This window comes from Sphingomonas sp. A2-49 (assembly GCF_025548555.1).
Taxonomy (GTDB): domain Bacteria; phylum Pseudomonadota; class Alphaproteobacteria; order Sphingomonadales; family Sphingomonadaceae; genus Sphingomonas.
On the sequence record NZ_JAJLPA010000015.1, the window covers coordinates 26,457 to 47,675 of the forward strand.

Annotated in this window: 23 protein-coding genes; 13 read left to right on the forward strand and 10 right to left on the reverse strand. The window is 69.6% G+C overall.

Features of this window, described 5'->3' with window-relative positions; translation table 11 throughout:
• Window positions 1-67 precede the first annotated feature (67 nt).
• The 3 genes from LPN01_RS12370 to LPN01_RS12380 form a co-directional block, all read right to left on the reverse strand.
• Window positions 68-532: a RidA family protein gene (locus LPN01_RS12370; RefSeq protein ID WP_262828730.1), complete on the reverse strand. Its 465-nt coding sequence runs from the start codon at window positions 530-532 to the stop codon at window positions 68-70.
• Between the two features lie 66 nt (window positions 533-598).
• On the reverse strand, window positions 599-1,222 hold the full coding sequence (locus tag LPN01_RS12375) for an HAD family hydrolase (protein WP_262828731.1): 624 nt from the start codon (window positions 1,220-1,222) through the stop codon (window positions 599-601).
• Entirely contained in the window at window positions 1,219-1,494 is a 276-nt protein-coding gene (locus tag LPN01_RS12380) for a DUF3572 domain-containing protein (RefSeq protein WP_262828732.1), read from the reverse strand. Before LPN01_RS12380 ends, LPN01_RS12375 begins: the two co-directional genes overlap by 4 nt.
• A gap of 37 nt (window positions 1,495-1,531) precedes the next feature.
• Between LPN01_RS12380 and LPN01_RS12385 the strand changes: the two genes are divergently transcribed.
• Window positions 1,532-1,894 (forward strand): response regulator, encoded by a 363-nt coding sequence (locus LPN01_RS12385; protein ID WP_262828785.1) that lies wholly within the window; start codon window positions 1,532-1,534, stop codon window positions 1,892-1,894.
• 18 nt (window positions 1,895-1,912) lie between these two features.
• Here the strand turns inward: LPN01_RS12385 and LPN01_RS19090 are convergent, their stop codons facing one another.
• Complete coding sequence (locus tag LPN01_RS19090) at window positions 1,913-2,551, reverse strand: methyl-accepting chemotaxis protein (RefSeq protein ID WP_316748000.1); 639 nt, start codon at window positions 2,549-2,551, stop codon at window positions 1,913-1,915.
• A 410-nt stretch (window positions 2,552-2,961) separates the two neighbouring features.
• The gene (gene rpmG, locus LPN01_RS12400; protein ID WP_254289072.1) at window positions 2,962-3,129 is read right to left on the reverse strand and encodes a 50S ribosomal protein L33; all 168 of its coding nucleotides are present in this window, start codon (window positions 3,127-3,129) and stop codon (window positions 2,962-2,964) included.
• Window positions 3,130-3,324: 195 nt separating this feature from the next.
• Between rpmG and LPN01_RS12405 the strand changes: the two genes are divergently transcribed.
• From LPN01_RS12405 to LPN01_RS12415, 3 genes are all read left to right on the forward strand, one after another.
• On the forward strand, window positions 3,325-3,660 hold the full coding sequence (locus LPN01_RS12405) for a hypothetical protein (RefSeq protein WP_262828733.1): 336 nt from the start codon (window positions 3,325-3,327) through the stop codon (window positions 3,658-3,660).
• Between the two features lie 11 nt (window positions 3,661-3,671).
• Window positions 3,672-4,226, forward strand: a complete 555-nt coding sequence (locus LPN01_RS12410) for a TMEM165/GDT1 family protein (protein WP_262828734.1) — start codon at window positions 3,672-3,674, stop codon at window positions 4,224-4,226.
• Window positions 4,227-4,324: 98 nt separating this feature from the next.
• Window positions 4,325-4,816 carry a Dps family protein gene (locus LPN01_RS12415; protein ID WP_262828735.1) on the forward strand — a complete coding sequence of 164 codons (492 nt, stop codon included), beginning with the start codon at window positions 4,325-4,327 and terminating at the stop codon, window positions 4,814-4,816.
• A gap of 64 nt (window positions 4,817-4,880) precedes the next feature.
• Here the strand turns inward: LPN01_RS12415 and LPN01_RS12420 are convergent, their stop codons facing one another.
• Entirely contained in the window at window positions 4,881-5,720 is an 840-nt protein-coding gene (locus tag LPN01_RS12420; protein WP_262828736.1) for a metallophosphoesterase, read from the reverse strand.
• 50 nt (window positions 5,721-5,770) lie between these two features.
• On the opposite strand from LPN01_RS12420, the gene LPN01_RS12425 reads away from it, so the two are divergent.
• Window positions 5,771-7,363, forward strand: a complete 1,593-nt coding sequence (locus tag LPN01_RS12425) for a cisplatin damage response ATP-dependent DNA ligase (protein ID WP_262828737.1) — start codon at window positions 5,771-5,773, stop codon at window positions 7,361-7,363.
• 202 nt (window positions 7,364-7,565) lie between these two features.
• On the opposite strand, the gene LPN01_RS12430 is transcribed toward LPN01_RS12425, so the two are convergent.
• Complete coding sequence (locus tag LPN01_RS12430) at window positions 7,566-8,423, reverse strand: glutaminyl-peptide cyclotransferase (protein ID WP_410482828.1); 858 nt, start codon at window positions 8,421-8,423, stop codon at window positions 7,566-7,568.
• Window positions 8,424-8,527: 104 nt separating this feature from the next.
• Window positions 8,528-9,376: a cold-shock protein gene (locus LPN01_RS19095; protein WP_316747940.1), complete on the reverse strand. Its 849-nt coding sequence runs from the start codon at window positions 9,374-9,376 to the stop codon at window positions 8,528-8,530.
• Between the two features lie 289 nt (window positions 9,377-9,665).
• Between LPN01_RS19095 and LPN01_RS12450 the strand changes: the two genes are divergently transcribed.
• The 6 genes from LPN01_RS12450 (at window position 9,666) to LPN01_RS12475 (ending at window position 14,751) form a co-directional block, all read left to right on the forward strand.
• Entirely contained in the window at window positions 9,666-10,286 is a 621-nt protein-coding gene (locus LPN01_RS12450; RefSeq protein ID WP_262828738.1) for a ribonuclease D, read from the forward strand.
• Window positions 10,279-10,932, forward strand: coding sequence for an LPS export ABC transporter periplasmic protein LptC (lptC, locus tag LPN01_RS12455; protein WP_262828739.1), 654 nt, complete (start codon window positions 10,279-10,281; stop codon window positions 10,930-10,932). The genes LPN01_RS12450 and lptC overlap by 8 nt, the downstream gene beginning before the upstream one ends.
• A 6-nt stretch (window positions 10,933-10,938) precedes the next feature.
• Complete coding sequence (locus LPN01_RS12460; protein WP_262828740.1) at window positions 10,939-11,475, forward strand: LptA/OstA family protein; 537 nt, start codon at window positions 10,939-10,941, stop codon at window positions 11,473-11,475.
• A gap of 163 nt (window positions 11,476-11,638) precedes the next feature.
• Window positions 11,639-12,418: an LPS export ABC transporter ATP-binding protein gene (gene lptB, locus LPN01_RS12465; RefSeq protein ID WP_262828741.1), complete on the forward strand. Its 780-nt coding sequence runs from the start codon at window positions 11,639-11,641 to the stop codon at window positions 12,416-12,418.
• Between the two features lie 24 nt (window positions 12,419-12,442).
• Window positions 12,443-13,921 (forward strand): RNA polymerase factor sigma-54, encoded by a 1,479-nt coding sequence (gene rpoN, locus LPN01_RS12470; protein ID WP_262828742.1) that lies wholly within the window; start codon window positions 12,443-12,445, stop codon window positions 13,919-13,921.
• On the forward strand, window positions 13,918-14,751 hold the full coding sequence (locus LPN01_RS12475; RefSeq protein ID WP_262828743.1) for an endonuclease/exonuclease/phosphatase family protein: 834 nt from the start codon (window positions 13,918-13,920) through the stop codon (window positions 14,749-14,751). Before rpoN ends, LPN01_RS12475 begins: the two co-directional genes overlap by 4 nt.
• Before the next feature lie 163 nt (window positions 14,752-14,914).
• Here LPN01_RS12475 and LPN01_RS12480 read toward each other — a convergent pair whose 3' ends face one another.
• A complete protein-coding gene (locus tag LPN01_RS12480) occupies window positions 14,915-15,913 on the reverse strand; it encodes a ligase-associated DNA damage response exonuclease (RefSeq protein WP_262828744.1) in 999 nt (332 codons plus the stop codon).
• 131 nt (window positions 15,914-16,044) lie between these two features.
• On the opposite strand from LPN01_RS12480, the gene LPN01_RS12485 reads away from it, so the two are divergent.
• Entirely contained in the window at window positions 16,045-18,459 is a 2,415-nt protein-coding gene (locus LPN01_RS12485) for a ligase-associated DNA damage response DEXH box helicase (protein ID WP_262828745.1), read from the forward strand.
• A gap of 12 nt (window positions 18,460-18,471) precedes the next feature.
• Here LPN01_RS12485 and LPN01_RS12490 read toward each other — a convergent pair whose 3' ends face one another.
• Window positions 18,472-20,406 carry a potassium transporter Kup gene (locus LPN01_RS12490; RefSeq protein WP_262828746.1) on the reverse strand — a complete coding sequence of 645 codons (1,935 nt, stop codon included), beginning with the start codon at window positions 20,404-20,406 and terminating at the stop codon, window positions 18,472-18,474.
• Between the two features lie 140 nt (window positions 20,407-20,546).
• On the opposite strand from LPN01_RS12490, the gene pdeM reads away from it, so the two are divergent.
• On the forward strand, window positions 20,547-21,209 hold the full coding sequence (pdeM, locus tag LPN01_RS12495; protein ID WP_262828747.1) for a ligase-associated DNA damage response endonuclease PdeM: 663 nt from the start codon (window positions 20,547-20,549) through the stop codon (window positions 21,207-21,209).
• The last annotated feature ends 10 nt before the right edge of the window (window positions 21,210-21,219 follow it).

Sequence of the window (21,219 nt, forward strand, 5' to 3'; positions counted from 1 at the left end):
CGATATAGGATGCCGGCGGCGGCTTGCGGAGGGGGGCTACGCCTCCTTGCGCAAGCCGTGCGCGCGATCAGTTCAGTTCGATGATCGCATCCACCTCGACCGCGGCGCCGAGCGGCAGTACCGGCACGCCGACCGCGCTGCGCGCGTGCTTGCCCGCGTCGCCGAACAGCGCGACCATCAGCTCCGAGGCGCCGTTGGCGACCTTGGGCTGGTCGGTGAAGTCGCCGTGCGAATTGACGAACACGCCCAGCTTGACGATCCGCTTCACCCGCGACAGGTCGCCGCCGAGATATTTCTTCACCTGCGCGACGATCATCAGGCCGCACAGCTTCGCCGCGTCCTGCCCGTCCTCCAGCGACACGCCGTCGCCGAGCCGGCCGGTGACCAGCGCACCGTCGCGGAACGGCAGCTGCCCCGACAGGTGCAGCATGCCGCCTGCCTCGACGACGGGAACATAGGCGGCGACCGGCGCCGCGGCCTCCGGCAACGTCAGGCCGAGGTCTTCGAGCTTGCGGTCGATATGCGTGGTCATGCGGGGTCCTTCATCGATGGGTTCGTGGCCGTGTAGGGGATCGGCGCGGCGGCGAAAACCGTCTCGTCAGCCGGCGGGCACGCCCGCATCGAAGCGCGCCGCGATCCAGTCCGCCGCCTCGCGCCAGTCATCGATCCGCGCGTGCGCGTGCTCGGCCGGCACGACGCTGGGGGCCAGGGTCGGCTCGGACACCATGTGCAGCCGGTGCACGCCGGGCGCATGCCGCGCGACCGATTCGTGATGCACGGCGAGGTCGTCGACGAACACCGTCACCGGATCGCCGTGCTCCGCGACCAGCCGGGCAACGGGATCGCCCTTGCCGCCCTGGTTGCATTCGACGCGATGCGCGATGCCGAACGCCGCCAGCTGATCGATCCGCGCGCTCCTGCACGCGTCGGTGATGTTGGTGAGGATGACGATGTCGGCGCGTTCGGCGAGCCGCGCCAGCGCTTCGGCGGCGTGCGGCACCAGCGTCTGGCGGTGCATTTCCGCGGGGAAGAACCCGCCCAGCATCGCCCACATCTCCTCGCGCGTCGGGGCCGCACCGGTGTCGCGGCGGCGCATCGAATTGACGAAATCGGCGCCATCGGGCGTAAAATCGATGTCATGCGTCTCGCCCAGCCACACGCCGAAATGCCTGACCATGTGGAGCAGCACTTCGTCGCAATCGGAAATCAGCAGCGGCTTCATCGGGCCTCCAGGGCTTCGTGGGCGGCGACCAGTGCCTGCGGCGGCACATGCAGCGCGGCGGCGCAGGCGATAAGGTCGGGTTCGTGGGATTCGAGATAGCCGATAACGGCGGCGAGCACCGATGGCTCCCCCGCCCGCGCGCGCAGGTCGTCGGGGTCGAGGCCGGTGACGGCGATCAGCCGGCTGGCGCGCTCCGGTTCATCGATCGTCCATATCAAAGCCTGCAATCCCAATACTTCCGCATCGGGGATGTTTGTATCGCGCGCGCGCATTGCCTATCTTCCCGGTTTGCAAAGGGTGATGAAGCACGTGGCGAAACGGGTGCTCGTTGTCGAGGACAACGAACTCAATCTGAAACTGTTCTGCGACCTGCTCCGCGCGCACGATTTCGTCGCCGAACCGGTCCGCGACGGACGCGAGGCGGTGGCGCGGGCGCGCGCCTTCGCCCCCGACCTGATCGTCATGGACATCCAGATGCCGCACGTCACCGGCTATGAACTGATCCTCGAGCTGATGGCGGACGAACAGCTGCGCGCGATTCCGGTGATGGCGGTGACCGCCTATGCCGGGCGCGACGACGAGGAGCGGATCCGGGCCGCCGGTGCGCGATCCTATGTGTCGAAACCGATCAGCCTCGCGCGGTTCATGGATGCGGTGAACGCCCTGGTCTGACTCCCGCGCGGGCGGGGCCTAATCCTCCAGCATCGCGGTCGCCCGCTCGGTCGCCGCGCGCGTGTCGCCCGCCAGCTTCTTGACCTCCGCGGCGACCACCGCGAACCCCGCGCCGCTCTCGCCCGCGCGGGCCGCCTCGATCGCGGCGTTGAGTGCGAGCAGATTGGTCTGTTGCGCGATCTGGCGGATCGACGCGACGATCGCGCCGAGCTCGGTCATCGTCCCCTCCAGCGTCCCCGTCCGCTCCTCCAGCGCCTCCTGGTAGCGGCGGCTGTCGTCGAGCAGCGCCTGCGCCTCGCGTTCCAGCTGGACCTGGCGCGTGATGTCGCTCGCCACCTTAAGCACGCGCTGCGGCACGCCCGCCGCGTCGAAGATCGGGTTGTACGTCGCCTGCCACCAGATCGGCTGCCCCTGCTTGTCGCAGCGCCGGTGTTCGCCGCCGACGAAATCGCCGGCGCGCAGCGTCGCCCAGAAGCGGTCGTAGGCGGGCGAGCGGGCGACATCGTCGGGGCAAAACAGCCGGTGGTGCCGTCCGATCACCTCGTCCAGCCGATAGCCGACGCGTGCCAGGAACAGCGCGTTCGCCCAGGTGAGGTGACCGCGCATGTCGAACTCCGCGATCGCCTCCGACCGGCAGACCGCGGCCCAGGCCGCCATGCAATAGCCTGCGCTGGGGGTCTTGGGGTCCGCGGGGCCGGATCCGGCGGAGGCGGCGGGGTGGTCGAATGTCACGCTGGATCGCCCGTGGTGCCGGCCCGTGGCGCGGCGATGACAGAGGGAGGGTGCGGCGGCGTCGCGCGATTCGCCCCGGAAAACCAAGGGCGGCACCCTCGCGAAGAGAATGCCGCCCTTGACCCGTAGTGACGCGATACAGGGCAGCCGAAGGATCCGGCCGCCAACCGCCGCTATGGCGGATGAAGATGAACGCAATGTGTCCGGCGCGCCGCCGTCGCCGTAGCGGAATGCGCCACGGGCGGACACGCCGAGAGCCGCCGGAACGCGCAGCGCGCCGGCGGCTCTCGGGGACGATCGTCAGGGCACCGGCGGCCGGGCAGCCGCCCGCGCGCTTACTTGATCTTGGTTTCCTTGAACTCGACATGCTTGCGCACGACCGGATCGTACTTGCTGAAGCTCAGCTTCTCGGTCTTCGTGCGCGGGTTCTTCTTGGTGACATAGAAGAAGCCGGTGTCGGCGGTGCTGACGAGCTTGATCTTGACGGTAGTCGGCTTGGCCATGAGCCCTAATCCTGAAAACAAGGAGAGCGGCAGCACCAACGCCGCCGCTCGATCAGCCGCGGCGCATGGCTGAAGCGGCCGCCGATGTCAACCGCACGCGCCCGGACGGACGGCCTGCCTTAACCGGCCCCTTACCATTACCGGCGCATGATGCGCCCCTGAAAACAGGCCGATACGGATAGCGGGAGCGGGACGATGGGGCAGGCGATGGATCGGGATGGCGGGACGCTGGACGCGGTGCGCGCCGACCTTGCGGCACGAATCGCCGCGATCGACGTCAAGGCACCCTATACCTGCGCCCGCGACCTCAAACCCGACATCAACCAGATCCGGCTCATCGCGCACCGCAACGGGTTGAACCCCGCCGTCACCGTCGCCCATTTCGTCGATTCGGCGCTCTCGCGCGGCGAGCATGGCGCATTGGTCCATGGCTGGCTCGGCATGCTGGGCGACGCGATCGCATGCGAGCGGCAGGATCTTACCGCCTGCGACGCCTTCGCCGCCGCCTGTTCGGTACGACTGGCGGGCTGATGGATGCCGTGATGGCGGCGCTCGTGGCGGCGGCGCTGGCGCATGTCGGCGACCGGCCGGCATGGCGCGCCGCGATCCTGGCCGATCGCCAGCGCCGGCCGGGCGTCGTGATCGCGATGGCCGCGCTCGCACTGCTCCTGGCGGCGGCGATCGCCGCGCTGGCGGGGGCGTGGCTCACGCCGCGGCTGACGCCGGAGGCGAAGCGGCTGTTCCTCGCGCTCGCGCTGGCACTCCAGGGTGGCGGCGCGCTGTGGCCGGTGCGCGCGCCCGCGCGGCTCGATCGCTGGCGGAGCGGCGCCTGGGCCACCGCCTTTGCCGGAACGCTGCTGCTGGTCTGGTCCGACGGGATGCAACTGATCGTCGCGGCGCTGGCCGCGCGCAGCGACCTGCCATGGCTCGCGGCGGTCGGCGCGACGCTCGGCGCGCTCGCGGTGATCGTGCCGGCCGCGCTGCTCGGAGAGCGGGACTGGCTCGCCCTGCCGCTTGCCGCCGCGCGGCGGATCACCGGCGCGGCCTTCCTGCTCGTCGCGGCGTGGCTCGCGCTGGGGGCGCTGGGACTGATCTAGACGCAAGACCGCGCAGATACGCAAAACGGACGTGACGCCGGGAGCGTTTCGGGTATCGGATCGTTGCCGCAACGACCCGTTTCCTTCAGGAGCTTGCCATGGCCGACGTCAATCCGGCACTCGACGTGCCCACCGATCTTCGCAACACGCGCAGCGTCGCCGACGCGCTCAACGCCTCGCTCGCCGATTGCTACGCGCTCTACCTCAAGACCAAGAACTTCCACTGGCACGTATCCGGTCCGCATTTCCGCGACTATCACCTGCTGCTCGACGATCAGGCGGCGCAGATCCTCGGCGTCACCGACGCGATCGCCGAGCGCGTGCGCAAGACCGGCAACACGACGCTGCGCTCGATCGGCGATATCGGCCGCCGCCAGACGATCGCGGACAACGACCAGGATTTCGTCGATGCCGCGGCGATGCTCGCCGAGCTGCGCGACGACAATCTGCGGCTGGTCGAAAGCTTCCGCGTCGTGAAGGACGCGGCCGAGGAGGCCAGGGACAACGCCACCAGCGGCATCGTCGACGAATGGACCGACCAGGCCGAAGAGCGCGCCTGGTTCCTGTTCGAGGCCAGCCGCAAGGGGTGATACGGCGAGCGCGGCGGGGCGCGTGTCGTATCACTGTACGATCATAGCGTCCCGCCGCCGAAGTCTATCGTGACCGCGGGCCCAGAGTGACGAGCCACCAGTCTGGCGGTGCGCGAAAGCGCAAAGGCACGACGCTGCAACCAAGTCCTGCACTCACGATTACGCGCAGCGGTCCTTCGCGAATGACTCCGCACCGGTAGCGCGCGCCGTATCGGGAAACGTCGACCGGCGGGCCGACGAACGGCAAGTTGAGCTGACCGCAATGCGTATGGCCGGCAAGCATCACGCTTGCACGGCCGTCGATTTTGGGAGCGCTGTCTGGCGAATGGCCGAGGACGATCCGCGCCCCGTCAAGCTGCGACAATTGTGTCAGCGTCTGTGGCAACTTGTCGTGACGCGTCGGCTCGTCGTCCACCCCGCCGATGGCCAGCGGTCCGCGAGCGATCGCGGCGTTGCGCAACACGGTCACATGCGCGGCGGTCAACGCCGCATCGACCGCCGCGACGTCGGTCCAATGGTCGTGGTTCCCCGGTACCGCCACGACACCAAGCGGCGCGCGCAGTCCCTTCAGCGCGCGTAGCCCCGGTGCGGCCCGCGCGTCGCGCCGCTCGTGACCGGCAACGAAATCACCCGCCAGCAGCACCAGATCGGGATGGCGCGCATTCACCTGCGCGACGATCCGGGCCAGCCGGGTTTCGTCCATCGCGGCATTGCCGATGTGGATGTCGCTCAACAGCGCGACGGTCACCGGCGCCGCGCCGAAGGGCCAGTCGGGCAGCGCGACCCGTGCCGTCCGCACCAGCGGGTCGGCGACCGCCTCGCGATAGCCGAACGCGAGCAGCGCCGCGATTGCGATCGCGCCCGCAAGCGCCACGATTCCGATTCCGCTCCGCCGTCGCATCATCGCGCTGTCCTAATGGGAGCGGATCGGCTGCGCCACGCGTTCCGACACCCATGCACGCTTTCGCCGCGCTTCTCGGTTCGCTCATCTACACGCGCGGCCGCAACGCGAAGCTGAAGCTGATCGTCGACTATCTGCACGCGACGCCCGATCCCGACCGCGGCTGGGCGATGGCGGCGCTGACCGGGGACCTCGACCTGCCCGGGGTCAAGCCGGCGCAGATCCGCGCGCTGATCGAGGCGCGGGTCGATCCCGTGCTGTTCCGGATGAGCCGCGACTATGTCGGCGATACCGCGGAGACGGTCGCGCTGCTGTGGCCGGCACCGGTGCCGGCGCCCGGCGGCGCGCCGCTGTCGATCGCCGCCGCGGTCGACGCGCTGCGCGACCTGTCGCGCGCCGACGCGCCGGCGGCACTCGCCGCGATGCTCGACCGGCTCGACGCCGAGGAACGGTTCGCGCTGCTCAAGATGGCCACCGGGGGCTTGCGCATCGGCGTGTCCGCGCGGCTCGCCAAGACCGCGCTGGCACAGGCGTTCGGGCTGGACGTGGATGCGGTGGAGGAGGTCTGGCACGGCCTCGCGCCACCCTATGCGACCTTGTTCGCCTGGGCACAGGGCAGCGGGCCGCAGCCGACCCCCGCGGACGTGCCGGTGTTCCGCCCGTTCATGCTCGCGCACGGGCTGGAGGACGCGCGCGTCGACCTCGCCGACTATGCCGCCGAATGGAAATGGGACGGCATCCGCGTCCAGATCGTCCATGTCGCCGGCCAGACCCGCCTCTACAGCCGCACCGGCGACGACGTCACGGCGAGCTTCCCCGACGTCGCGGCAGCCTTCGCCGTGTCCGGTACCGTCGACGGCGAACTGCTGGTGAAGGGCGAGGTGCAGGGTGGCACGCTGGACGAGGGGGGCGGCGCGGCGAGCTTCAACGCGCTCCAGCAGCGGCTCGGCCGCAAGACGGTGTCGGCGAAGATGCTGGCCGCCTATCCCGCCTTCGTCCGCCTGTACGACCTGTTGATCGACGGCGACGAGGATCTGCGCGCCTTGCCCTGGACGCAGCGGCGCGCCCGGCTGGAGGCGTTCGTCCCCCGCCTCGATCCCGATCGTTTCGACCTCAGCCAGGTCATCGATGCGGCGGACTTTACCGCGCTGGAGGCGATCCGCGCCGGGGCCCGCGATGCGGCGATCGAGGGCGTGATGCTCAAGCGTCGCGATTCGCCCTATGTCGGCGGTCGTCGCGCCGGCCTGTGGTACAAGTGGAAACGCGACCCGCTCACCGCCGATTGCGTGATGATGTACGCGCAGCGCGGCAGCGGCCGGCGATCGTCCTATTACAGCGACTATACGTTCGGCTGCTGGACCGAGGACGGCGAATTGCTGCCCGTCGGCAAGGCCTATTCGGGGATCACCGACGAGGAATTGCGCATGCTCGACGGCTTCGTCCGGCGCAACACGCTCAATCGCTTCGGTCCGGTGCGCGAGGTCGACAAGACGATGGTGCTGGAGATCGCGTTCGATTCGATCCACGCCTCCACCCGCCACAAATCGGGGATCGCGATGCGCTTCCCCCGCATCGCCCGGATCAGGACCGACAAGCCCGCCGCGGAAGCCGACCGCGTCGATACGCTGAAGCGGCTGGTGACCTGATCGGCCTCGGCGTCCCGCAAGCCGCCTGTGGCTTGGACGACGATCCGCATGGTCGGGCCCACATGCCATCCCTCACCCGATGAGGGCCGGGCGCCGGCGGAGGTAACGCTACACCGCCGTCGTTGGATAGGGGCTTTGGCTCGGACCGATCACACCCCAGGCGCGCATCGGGCGCAGCGTCGCGGGCGCCGGGCGGCGGCCGTCAGCGCGCGCGGCCGACCTCCTCGCCGATCCTGATCTCGAACAGCGTCGGCCAGTATTTTCCCGTCACGAACAGTCGGTCGCCCGCGGCGTCATAGGCGATGCCGTTCGCCACCGCGTCGGGATCGGCGTTGCCGACCTCGGCGACGATCGGGCGCAGGTCGACGATGCCGTCGACCTTGCCGGTCGCGGGATCGATGCGCGCGATGAAGCCGGTCATCCAGACGTTGGCGAGGATGCGCCCACGAACATATTCCAGCTCGTTCAGCTGCTTGAGCGGCTTGCCGTTCATCGTCACCGCGATCCGGCCGCGCTCCGCGAACGTCGCCGGGTCCATCCGTCGCAACGTCGCGGTGCCGTCGGACAGGATCAGCGCGCGTCCGTCGCCGGTCATCCCCCAGCCCTCGCCCGCGTAGCGAAGCGGCGCGCCGGTGCGTTTCAGCGCCGGCAGCGTCCAGCGGAAACCGATCCCGGTCTTCCACGTCACGCTCAGCAACCCCTTGTTCCAGCAGCCGATCCCTTCGCCGAACAGCGCCGGGTCGAGTCGCGCGCGTGCGGCGACCTTGCCCGTGGCGAGGTCGACGCGGCGGATATCCGATGCGCCCTCCTTGCCGGTGCTCTCGTACAGCGCGCCGTCACAGAACAGCAGCCCTTCGGTAAAGGCGGACGGATCGTGGGGCATACGGGCGACGACGGTCGCCGCATAGACCGGCACCCCCGCCAGGACCGGGGCGGGGTCCGTCACCGGGGCCGCTGCGGGCAGCGCGGGTGCCTGCGCCACCGGCGCGCGGGTCGGCGTCGCCTGCCACGCGGACACCGCCGCCACGCCGGCGATTCCCAGCACCAATGCCACCTTCACCACGCGCATCCTCTCCACTCCGCCGCCATGCGGCCCCGTCAAAACGCAAAAGGCCCGGCGCCGCTGGATGCGGGGCCGGGCCTTTCGTTAGCGAATCGGGACCGTTACGACGCGGCCGACAGGTTCACCGCGGCATATTTGCCGCGACGATCGACCTCGATCTCGAACTCCAGCTTGTCGCCCTCGTTCAGGGTCGACATGCCGGCGCGCTCGACGGCCGAGATGTGGACGAAGGCATCGGGCTGTCCATCGTCGCGCTGAATGAAGCCGAAGCCCTTCATCGCGTTGAAGAACTTGACGGTGCCCGTCGCCTTCTCGCCGGTCAGCTGGCGCTGCGGCGCGCCGCCGGCGCCACCGGGACGCGGGCCACGGTCGCCGAAGCCGCCTTCGCGCGGCTCGCGGGGCGCACGCTCGGTCACCGCCATCGGCTCGCCGTCGATCTTCAGCTCGGTCGCCGAGATCCGGCCACCGCGGTCGACGAGGGTGAAGCCGAGCGGCTGACCCTCGGCGAGCGAGCTCATGCCGGCCTGTTCGACCGCGGAGATGTGAACGAACACGTCCTCACCGCCGTCATCGCGAACGACGAAGCCGAAGCCCTTCTGCGCGTTGAAGAACTTGACCACGCCGGTGCCCTCGCCGACGACCTGGGGGGGCATGCCGCGACCACCGCCGCTGAACCCGCCGCCACCGCCGCCGCCGAAACCACCGCCGCCGCCACCGCCACGGAAGCCGCCGCCACCGCCGCCGCCGAAGCCGCCGCGATCGCCGCCACCGAAGCTGTTGCCGCCGCCGAAGCCGCCACGATCACCGCCGCCGAAGCCGCCGCCACCGAAACCACCGCCGCCGAAGCTGCTGCCGCCGCCGCCGAAGTCGCTGCTGCCGCCGCCGAAATCATCGCGCTTGTCGCGACCACGTCCGCCACGATTGCCGCGGCCACCTTTGTCGTAACCCATAACCCTGTTCGTCTTCCCGGTTCGCCCGCATCCAATCCGTGACAAGAACCCGTGCGCCGGACGACGAACGCGAGCCCTCGGGCGCCAAACCTATTGCGCCTTGGGACTCGTCATAGCCTAGAAACCAAGTCGCCGCGAATAAATTCGTCGCGTCCGGCGAACAGTTGGTGCGGATACTTGTCGCACCGTGTCGTCGACGGCACGAATCATGGTCGCCGCTCTTCCAAGGGAGGGAGCCGCCGCATGCTAGGCCATTGAGCGCGGCGGCGTTGCGGCGTAGGGCCGCGGGATGACAGTTCACTTCCACGAGGAAGACCTCCCCGCCGACGTCTTCGCCCCCGGCGCGTCGATCGCGGTCGACACCGAGACGATGGGCCTCGTCACGCCGCGCGACCGCCTGTGCGTCGTGCAGGTGTCCGACGGCGGGCCCGACGAGCATCTCGTCCGCTTCGGTCCGGGCAGCGATTATGCCGCGCCCAACCTGAAGGCGGTGCTCGCCGATCCGGCGCGGGTGAAGCTGTATCACTACGGGCGGTTCGACATTGCCGCGCTCCAGCATTATCTGGGGATCGTCGCCGCGCCGGCCTATGACACCAAGATCGCCTCGCGGCTGATCCGCACCTATACCGATCGCCATGGCCTGAAGGAGTTGGTGCGCGAGCTGCTGGGACAGGAGCTGAGCAAGCAGCAGCAGTCGTCCGACTGGGGCTCGCCGGACCTGTCCGACGCGCAGAAGGACTATGCGGCGAGCGACGTGCGCTACCTGCACCGGTTGCAGGCCGAGCTCGACCGCCGGCTGGCGCGCGAGGGGCGCACCGCGATGGCGCAGGCGTGTTTCGACTTCCTGCCGGCGCGCGCCGCGCTCGACCTCGCCGGCTGGCCGGACATCGACATCTTCGCGCATGCCTGACGCGGTCGCCCCGGATGCGTCGGCCGGGGTGCGCTCGGTCCGCCAGCGCTGGGCCGCGCCCGGCGGCCGCCACGACCGCTTCGTCGGGCTGCTCAACACCGCGCTGCCGGTCGGGATCGGCGTCCTCGCCGCGTTCCTGGTGATGGCGCCGCTGACCGCCAGCAACGAAGTGTCGTTCGTGCTCGACAAGAACAAGGTCGAGGTCGCCAAGGAGCGGATGAAGCTCCAGGCGGCGACCTATCGCGGCCAGGACGACAAGGGCCAGGCGTTCGCGCTCAACGCCGGGTCGGCGGTGCAGCAGAGCAGCAGCGTGCCGGTCGTCCAGATCAACGGGATGACCGCCGACCTCGCCCTCGACGACGGGCCGGCGACGCTCCGCGCGAATCAGGGCCGCTACGACCTCAACACCGAACGGATGGCGGTCGACGGGCCGATCGCGTTCCGCGGCCCCAACAACTATCGCCTCGACACCAGCGACGCGACGATCGACCTCAAGTCCAAGTCGATGAACAGCCAGGGCAAGGTGACCGGCACCGTGCCGCAGGGCAATTTCAGTGCCGACACGCTCAGCGCCGACCTCGAGGGCCGCGTCGTGCGGCTCAGCGGCAATGCCCGCTTGCGGATCGTGCCGCGAGCGACGAAATAGCCGGTCATGCGCGCTTCCCTATTCGCCGGCCTCTCCCTCGGCCTCCTCGCCGCCCCGCTCGCGGCGCAGACGGCGCACAATTCGAACGCACCGATCGATTTCGGCGCGGACAACATCGAATTGCAGGACAAGGCGAACCGCGCGGTGCTCGCCGGCCACGTCTCGGTCAAGCAGGCGGAGATGACCCTGGCGGCGGCGCGGATGACGGTGACCTATACGGGACAGGTCGTCGGCGGCAATCCGCAGGTGTCGCGGCTCGACGCCAGCGGCGGCGTCACCGTCCGCCGGCCGGACCAGACCGCCAAAAGCCAATATGCGATCTACGATCTCAACCGCCGCGTCATCACGATGCTGGGGGCGGTCACGCTGACGCAGGGCGGCAACACCGTCAACGGCGGCCGGCTGACGATCAACCTCGACACCGGCCGCGCGGTGATCGACGGATCGTCGGTACGCGGCAGCAGCGGCGCGACCGGCGGCACGACCTCCGCCGCGCCGGGCGGGCGCGTCACCGGCACCTTCTCGGTCCCCAACCGCAACTGACGCACCGGATCGCCGGCCGCGGCCGGCCGTCCGGCGCGCGCCGTTCGTCGGAAGGGGCTTCCATCGAACCGCAGGGCGGGCCATGACGCACCGCACATGCACGAACCCTGCCAGCCGCGCGCGATAGGGGTTCGGTAACCCAAAGCTGCGAGGCATCACGCCCATGGACGCCGCCCTTTCCGATCTCCAGACCGCCGAGGCGATCCACGAAGCACCGGTCGGCCGCGGGTTGCAGGCGATCTCCATCGCCAAGTCCTACGACAAGCGCGTGGTACTCACCGACGTGTCGGTTTCGGTCGACCGCGGCGAGGTGGTCGGGCTGCTCGGCCCCAACGGCGCCGGCAAGACGACCTGCTTCTATTCGGTGATGGGGCTGGTGAAGCCCGATTCGGGCCGGATCATGCTCGACGGCGAAGACATCACCAAGCTGCCGATGTACCGCCGCGCGATCCTCGGCCTCGGCTATCTGCCGCAGGAAACCAGCATCTTCCGCGGCCTGTCGATCGAAAAGAACATCGGCGCGGTGCTGGAACTGTCCGAACCCGATGCCGCCGCGCGGCCCGCCAAGCTCGACAAGCTGCTCGACGAATTCGGGCTGACCCGGTTGCGCGCGTCGCCCGCGATGGCGCTGTCGGGCGGCGAGCGTCGCCGGGCGGAGATCGCCCGCGCGCTCGCCGCCGAACCGTCGATCATGCTGCTCGACGAACCGTTCGCCGGCATCGACCCGATCTCGATCGCCGACATCCGCGATCTGGTGAAGGACCTGAAGCGCCGCGACATCGGCGTGCTCATCACCGACCACAACGTCCGCGAGACGCTCGACATCGTCGACCGCGCCTACATCATCTACGATGGCCGCGTGCTGTTCGCGGGCAGCCCCGAGGAACTGGTCGCCGACGCCAACGTCCGCCGCCTGTACCTCGGCGAGGGCTTTTCGCTGTAGGGATATGGCAAGGCTGTCGCCCAAATGAGCCTCGCCCCGCGCCTCGACCTGCGGCAGTCGCAATCGCTGGTGATGACGCCGCAATTGCAGCAGGCGATCAAGCTGCTCGCGCTGTCGAACCTGGAGATCGAGGGGTTCATCGCCGAGGAGGTGGAAAAGAACCCGTTGCTCGAGGCGCAGCAGACCGACGAGGTCGTCCGCCCCGAACGCGTCGAGCGCGACGAACCCGCCGGCGCCGACGAACTGGTCAGCGGCGCCGCCGCCGCGGATCCGATCGACGTCGACTATGCCACCGAGAGCCACCAGCAGGACAGCATCGCCGACGGCGGCGGTGGCTTCGACGGCGCGCTGTCGATGACCGGCGGCAGCACCGGCGGCGGCGGCGGCGAGGACGGGCTCGATTTCGATTCGCTCGCCGCCGGTGCGGGGAGCCTCGCCGATCATTTGCTCGCGCAGGCGGGCGCGGTGGTGGACGGACCCGACTGGTTCATCGCGCAGCACCTGATCGACCAGATCGACGAGGCGGGTTACCTCACCGTGCCGCTGCTCGACATCGCCAACCGGCTCGGCACCGCGCTGGCGCGCGTCGAACACGTCCTCGCCCGCATCCAGACGCTCGATCCGACCGGTGTCGGCGCGCGCGACCTCGCCGAATGCATCGCGCTCCAGGCGAAGGAGGCGGACCGCTACGACCCGTGCATGGCGCGGCTCATCGACAACCTCGACCTGCTCGCGCGCGGCGACCTTGCCCGGCTGAAGCGGATGTGCGGCGTCGACGACGAGGACATGGCGGACATGATCCGCGAGCTGCGCAGCTACGATCCCAAGCCCGGCTGCCGCTACGGCGGCGAACCCGCGCTCGCGGTCACCCCCGACCTGTTCATCGCGAAAACCAAGACGGGATGGGGAATCGAACTCAACGCCGCGACGCTGCCGCGCGTGCTGGTCAACCGCCGCTATTATCACGAACTCAGCCACGGCCCGCAGGACAAGGCGAGCAAGGCGTGGCTGTCCGAGGCGCTGGCCAGCGCGAACTGGCTCATCAAGGCGCTCGACCAGCGCCAGCGCACGATCATCAAGGTCGCGACGGAGATCGTGAAGCAGCAGGAGGCGTTTTTCCTGAAGGGCGTCGCGCATCTCAGGCCGATGACGCTCGCCAAGGTCGCCGACGCGATCGAGATGCACGAATCGACCGTCAGCCGGGTGACGAGCAACAAATATCTCAGCTGCGCGCGCGGTGTCTTCGAGCTGAAATACTTCTTCACCAGTGCGATCCAGGCCGCCGACGGCGGCGACGCGGTTTCGGCGGAAGCGGTCCGGAGCGCGATCCGCGGCCTGATCGCCAATGAGGGAGCCAAGATCCTGTCCGACGACACGCTGGTCGAACTGTTGCAGGCCAAGGGCTTCGACATCGCCCGCCGCACGGTCGCGAAATATCGCGAAGCGATGGGCATCGGCAGCAGCGTGCAACGCCGCCGCGCCCGGACGCTGGAGGGCGCATGATCTCGCGCCGCGCGACGCTCGCCGCGCTCGCCCTGTTCGCCTCGACCGGCGCGGGCCGCCCCGCGCCGACGCTGACCGTCATGACGTTCAACGTCCGGCTGCCCGATCCGGACGATGGCGCCAACGTGTGGGCGAACCGCCGCGCGCTCTTCGCACGGACGGTGGCCGCCGCCGACCCGGACGCGTTCGGCACGCAGGAGCTGTTCCAGCGCCAGGGCGACGACATCGTCCGCGCGCTGCCGCACTATCGCTGGTTCGGCCGCGACCGCCGCGGCGGCCATGGCGACGAACATATGGGCATCTTCTACCGCCCCGACCGGCTGACGCTGCTCGACCACGGCGACTTCTGGCTCAGCGATACGCCCGACGTGCCGGGCAGCATCACCTGGGGCCACCCGCTGCCGCGCATGGTGAACTGGGGTCGCTTCCGGACGCGCGATGGGCGCCGCTTCGTCCTGCTCGACACGCATCTTCCCTATCGCGCGGAGGACGAACCGGCACGCGAGAAGGCGGCCCGCCTGATCGTCGCGCGGCTGCCCGCCATCGCGCAGGGCGACCCCGTTGTCCTGCTCGGCGATTTCAACACGACGCCCGCGACGCGCACGCACGCGGTTCTCACCGCCGCCATCGAGGACGCCCGCGACCAGGCCGCTCGCCCGCGCGGCCCAGCCGACACCTTCCACGATTTCACCGGCCAGCCCGACCGCCGCATCGACTGGATCCTGACGCGCGGCTTCACGCCGCTCACCGTCGAAACCGTGACCCGTCACGACGGCGCGCTCTATCCCTCGGATCACTTCCCGGTGGTGGCGAAGCTCCGCTTCGATTGAATTCACGCGGAGGCGCGGAGGCCGCAGAGGGGTTCCGGCTGCCGCGATAACAGCCTGCCTGTCCCAGCCGGAGGCACGGTAATACACTGTCGCGCGCGATGCATCTCCGCGCCCTCCGCGCCTCTGCGCGAAAACCAGTTCTCTTCGCGTCCTTGCGCGCGCCTCAGTCGTCCTCGTCCTCGAACCCCACCAGCGCCAGCGCGCGCGCCTTCATCTGGCGCTGCTCGCACCAATGGACCAGCGCCTCCTCGCGGCCGTGCGTCACCCACACCTCGCGGGGCGCGATCTCGGACAGCGTATCGGTCAGTTCGTCCCAGTCGGCATGATCGGACAGGATCAGCGGCAGCTCGACGTTCTTCTGTACCGCACGCTGGCGCACGCGCATCCACCCGCTCGCCATCGCGGTGATCGGGTCGGGCAGCCGCCGCGACCAGCGGTCGTTGAGCGCGCCCGGGGGGCACATCACGACGTGCCCCGCCATGTCGGCCTTCTTCGCCTCCGCCACCGGCAGCAATTCGCCGAGCCGCACGCCATGGTCCGCATAGAGGTCGCAGAGGCGTTGCAACGCGCCGTGGATATAGATCGGCGCTTCATGCCCCCGCGCGCGCAGTTCGGCGATCACCCGTTGCGCCTTGCCCAGCGCATAGGCGCCGACGAGGACGCAGCGATCGGGATTGGCGTGCAGCCGCGCGATCAGCTTGTCGATCTCGTCGCCCGTATCGGGATGGCGAAACACCGGCAGGGCGAAGGTCGCTTCGGTCACGAACACGTCGCAGCGCACCGGCTCGAACGGCGCGCAGGTCGGGTCGGGGCGCCGCTTGTAGTCGCCCGATACGACGACGCGCTCGCCGCGATGGTCGAGCACGATCTGCGCGGATCCCAGAACGTGGCCCGCGGGCACGAACCCGACCTCGACCGCGCCCATCCGGATCGTCTCGCCATAGGCGACCGGATGCCCCGCCTGCTCGCCGTAGCGTGCGTCCATGATCGCCAGCGTTTCGGGCGTTGCCCACACGGCGGCATGGCCGCCGCGGGCGTGATCGGCATGGCCGTGCGTCACCAGCGCCCGGGCCACCGGTTCGGAGGGATCGATCCACGCATCGGCCGGCTTGACGTAAATCCCGTGGGGATGCGGTTCCAGCCAGTCGCCCAATCGTGCCATGCTACCTATATGGTTGGGATGCCGGTCGGTTCCCATCTGCCCTCACCCCATCGCGCCTCCGGCGCTCGTCCCCTCGCCCGCCGGCAGGGGGGCAAGGCGGCATCGTCGCCGCGGGGCGAGGGCAGCGCCCGATGACCGACGGATCGCTCCCGAAACCCCTCGCCGACTGGTTCTCGTCTCGCGGCTGGTGCCCGCGCCGCCACCAGCTCGACATGCTCCACGAAGCGCGCGCGGGTCGCCACGCCCTGCTCGTCGCGACCACGGGCGCCGGCAAGACGCTCGCCGGCTTCCTGCCGACGCTGACCGAGCTGATCGAGGCGCCCGGCGAGGGCCTGCACACGCTCTACGTGTCGCCGCTCAAGGCGCTGGCGGTCGACATCCAGCGCAACCTCGTCGCCCCGGTCGAGGAGATGGGGCTCGACATCCGCGTCGAGACGCGCACCGGCGACACCCCCAGCGACCGCAAGGCGCGCCAGCGGGTGAAGCCGCCGCAGATCCTGCTGACGACCCCCGAATCGCTGTCGCTGCTGCTCAGCTATCCCGACAGCATGACGATGTTCGAGGGGTTGCGGACGATCGTCGTCGACGAGGTCCACGCCTTCGCCACCGGCAAGCGCGGCGACCTGCTGTCGCTGTGCATGGCGCGGTTGCAGCGGATCAGCCCCGGCCTGCGCCGCGTCGCGCTGTCGGCCACCGTCGCCGATGCCGACGGCTATCGCGCCTGGCTGGCGCCCGACGGCGACATCGACCAGGTCGCGCACGTCGTGGGCGAACCCGGCGCCGATCCCGACATCGCGATCCTGCTGCCCGAGGGTCGCGTCCCCTGGTCGGGCCATTCGGGCCGCTATGCCGCCGAACAGGTGATGGCGGAGATCGAGACGCACAGGACGTCGATCATCTTCTGCAACACGCGCAGCCTCGCCGAGCTGATCTTCCAGGACCTGTGGAAGGTGAACACGCTGTCGCTGCCGATCGGCGTCCACCACGGCAGCCTCGCGCTGGAGGCACGCCGCAAGGTCGAAGGCGCGATGGCGTCGGGACGGCTGCGCGCGCTGGTCGCGACCGCCAGCCTCGACCTTGGCGTCGACTGGGGCGACGTCGATTGCGTCATCCAGATGGGCGCGCCCAAGGGCTCGTCGCGGCTGCTCCAGCGCATCGGCCGTGCTAACCACCGGCTCGACGAGGCGTCGGAGGCGATCCTGGTCCCCGGCAACCGCTTCGAATATCTCGAGGCGCGCGCCGCGCTCGATGCGGTCGAGGCGGGCGAACTCGATCCCGACATCTTCCGCCCCGGCGCGCTCGACGTGCTGGCGCAGCACGTCATGGGGATCGCCTGCGCCGCACCGTTCGACCAGGCGGCGCTGCTCGACGAGGTGCGCTCGGCGCTGCCCTATTCGGCGCTCGATGCGGACACGTTCGACCGCGTGCTCGGCTTCATCCGCGACGGCGGCTACAGCCTGGCGGCGTACGACCGGTTCAAGCGGCTGACGCAGGATCCCGACGGCCTGTGGCGGGTCAGCCATCCCCGCTTCGTGGCCCAGCACCGCCTCAACGCCGGGATCATCGTCGAATCGACGATGCTCACCGTCCGCTTCCGCAACGGCCGCCAGCTCGGCAAGGTCGAGGAGGGGTTCGCCGCGCAGCTGTCGCCCGGCGATACCTTCTTCTTCGCCGGCCTCAGCTGCGAGGTGCAGTCGATCGATACCGAGGACCTGATCGTGCGCGCCTCATCGAAGCCGGCGCGCATCCCGACCTATGGCGGCAGCCGCATGCCGCTGTCGACCAACCTCGCGACCCGGGTGCGCGGCTTCCTCGCTAGCCCCGGGCAATGGTCGCGCTTTCCCGACGACGTGCGCGAATGGCTGGAATTCCAGGCGAAGCGCTCCGCCTTGCCGCGCCCCGGCCAGCTGCTCGTCGAGACGTTCCCGCGCGAGGGGCGGCATTACATGGTCGCCTACAGCTTCGAAGGGTGGAACGCGCACCAGTCGCTCGGCATGCTCGTCACCCGGCGGATGGAGGCGGAGGGGCTGAAGCCGCTCGGCTTCGTGTCGAACGACTATGCGCTGGCGGTGTACGGGATGGAAAAGATCACTGATCCCGCCGCTCTGTTCAGCCCCGATATCCTCGAACACGAATTCGTCGACTGGGTGCAGCAATCGCACCTGCTGAAACGCGCGTTCCGCGAGGTGGCGGTGATCGGCGGCCTCGTCGAACGGCAGCATCCCGGCAAGCGCAAGACCGGGCGGCAGGTGACCTTTTCCACCGACCTCATCTACGACGTGCTGCGCAAGTACGAGCCGTCGCACCTGCTGCTCCAGGCGGCGTGGGACGATGCGCGGGCGCGGATGACCGACGTCGGGCGGCTCGCCGGCCTGCTCGACCGCGCCGCCGAGACGATGCTGCACGTCGACCTCGATCGCGTGACCCCGCTCGCGGTGCCGGTGCTGACGCTGATCGGGCGGGAAAAGGTGTCGACCGGCTCCGCCGACGATGCGTTGCTGGTCGAGGCGGAGGCGCTGGCGGCGGAGGCGATGCGGATCGACTGACGCCCGCCCGCGTCACACCGTGACCTGTTCGCCCAGTTCCAGCACCTTGCCCGGCGGGATCTTGAGGAATTCGGTGGGATCGGCGGCGTTGCGCTGCATGAACATGAAGATCCGGTCCTGCCACAGCGGCATGCCGACGTCGGCCTCGGGCTTCAGCGTGCTGCGGCCGATGAAGAAGCTGGTCTTCATCGCGTCGAGGCCGCGCATCTCGGTCCGGCCGCCGACGCCGAGGTCGGCGGGGACGTCGGGCGATTCCATGAAGCCGTAGTTCAGCACGACGACCTCGAAATTGGCATCGAGCCGCTCCACCGTCGACCGGTGCGCGGCATCGACCACCGGCCGGTCGGTGGTGCGGATGCTGACGACGAGGTTGCGCTCGTGCAGCACCTTGTTGTGCTTGAGGTTGTGGAGCAGCGCGCCGGGGGCCGAGCGCGGATTGGCGGTCAGGAACACCGCGGTGCCCGCCACGCGCTCGGGCGGGCGCTTGGCGAGCGCGGCGGCGAGGTCGGCGAGCGGGATGCTCTGGCGCGCCTCGAACGCGCGGACGATGCCCTTGCCGCGCACCCAGGTGTAGATCAGCAGGCCGATCGCCGCCGCGATCACCAGCGGCACCCAACCGCCCTCGATCACGCGCAGGATGTTGGCGCCGAAGAAGATGAGGTCGAGGCACAGGAACGGCAGGATCGCCGCCAGCGTCCAACCCCGCTTCCAGTGCCAGACGTGCCGCGCGACGAGATAGCCGAGCAGCGTCGTCACCACCATCGTGCCGGTCACCGCGATGCCATAGGCCGCCGCCATCGCCGACGAGGTCTTGAACTGGATGATGAGCACCAGCACGCCGGCGAGCAGCAGCCAGTTGATCGCGGGCAGGTAGATCTGGCCCGCGAACGCCGCCGAGGTCTGGCGCAGCTTCATCCGCGGCAGCAGGCCCAGCTGCACCGCCTGCTGCGTCAGCGAAAAGGCACCGGTGATGACCGCCTGGCTGGCGATGACGGTGGCGAAGCCCGCCAGCACGATCAGCGGCCCGCGCACCGATTCGGGCGCCATCAGGAAGAACCAGTCCTGGTTCCGGAAGGTCGTGCCCGCCGCGGTCGCGGCCTCCAGATGCGACAGCGCGAACGCACCCTGCCCCAGATAGTTGAGCATCAGCGCGGGGAAGACGAGGATCAGCCAGGCGATGCGGATCGGCTTCTTGCCGAAATGGCCCATGTCCGCGGTCAGCGCCTCCGCGCCCGTGACGGTCAGGAACACCGCGCCGAGCACGAACAGCCCGACGGTGCCGTGCGTCGCGAGGAAGTGGATGCCATATTGCGGCAACAGGACGCGAAAGATCGAAAGCTCGTCGGCGATGTGCCAGACGCCCAGCCCGCCGATCACCAGGAACCAGAGGATGCACACCGGCCCGAACAGCTTTGCGACCATCGCGGTGCCGCGCCGCTGGATCAGGAACAGCCCGATCAGGATGCCGATCGTCAGCGCGCGGATCGTGCCTTCGTCGAACAGTCTGGCGGCGCTGGGGATGGTGCGCAGCCCCTCCATCGCCGACAGGACCGACAGCGACGGGGTGATGATCGCATCGCCGTAGAACAGCGCCGCACCCGCCGCGCCGAGCACCAGCGCGACGCGGCTGCGCATCCCGATCGAGCGCCGGGCGAGCGCCGCGAGCGCCAGCACGCCGCCCTCGCCGTGATTGTCGGCGCGCATCAGGAACAGCACGTATTTGATCGTGACGATCAGCGTCAGCGTCCACAGCGCGAGGCTGAGCACACCCAGGATCTCGCTCGCGTCGATGCCGTCGGCGGCCGATTGCGCCAGCGCCTCGCGAAACGCATAGAGCGGGCTGGTGCCGATATCGCCGAACACGACGCCGATCGCGCCGATGGTCAGGCCGATCAGGGCGGGATGCGACGGCTGGTCGGAAACGGGTGCGTCGACGGCGGGCGTCATGGCGCGCAACTACCCCCTGAAGGTCCCCTTCCGGGCGGAAGGACGGCGCGCTTTACGCCTATTGCCGGCCCGATCAAGCGGATTTGCGTCGCACCGCACAACCGCTTGCCCGACCGGGTCTTTCAGGGCAAGGCGACGGTATGGTTCCCTTTTCGTTCGGCGGCCACGCGCTCTGTGCCCTTGCCGAGGGGGCGTTGCTGTGGCCGGCGCGCCGCGCGCTGTTCGTCGCCGATCTCCATTTCGAAAAGGCGAGCTGGTTCGCGGCGCGGGGGCAGATGCTGCCGCCCTATGATTCGCTCGCGACACTCGCCGATATCGCCACGCTGGTGGCGAAGACCGGGGCCGAGGAACTGTGGTGCCTGGGCGACAGCTTCCACGACAGCGCCGGCTGCGACCGGCTGCCCGCCGAGGCGCAGATCCGCCTGCGCGCGCTGACCGGCGGGCTGCGCTGGACCTGGATCACCGGCAACCACGATCCCGTCATCACCGATCGCTGCGGCGGCGCCGTCGCGGCGGAGGCGCTGGTCGACGGGCTGGTGCTGCGCCACGAGGCCGATCCGGCGGAAACGCGACCCGAACTGTCGGGCCATTTCCACCCCAAGCTGCGCGTGCAGGTGCGCGGCAAGCAGGTCGCGCGACGCTGTTTCGTCGCGACGGCGCGTAAGATCGTGCTGCCCGCGTTCGGCGCGCTGACCGGGGGGCTCGACGTCGACCACCCCGCGCTGACCCGCGCGATCGGCAAGGGCGCGGAGGCGCTGGTCCCGGTCGACCGGCGGCTGCTGCGGTTCCCGATCGCCGCCTGACATCTGGCGG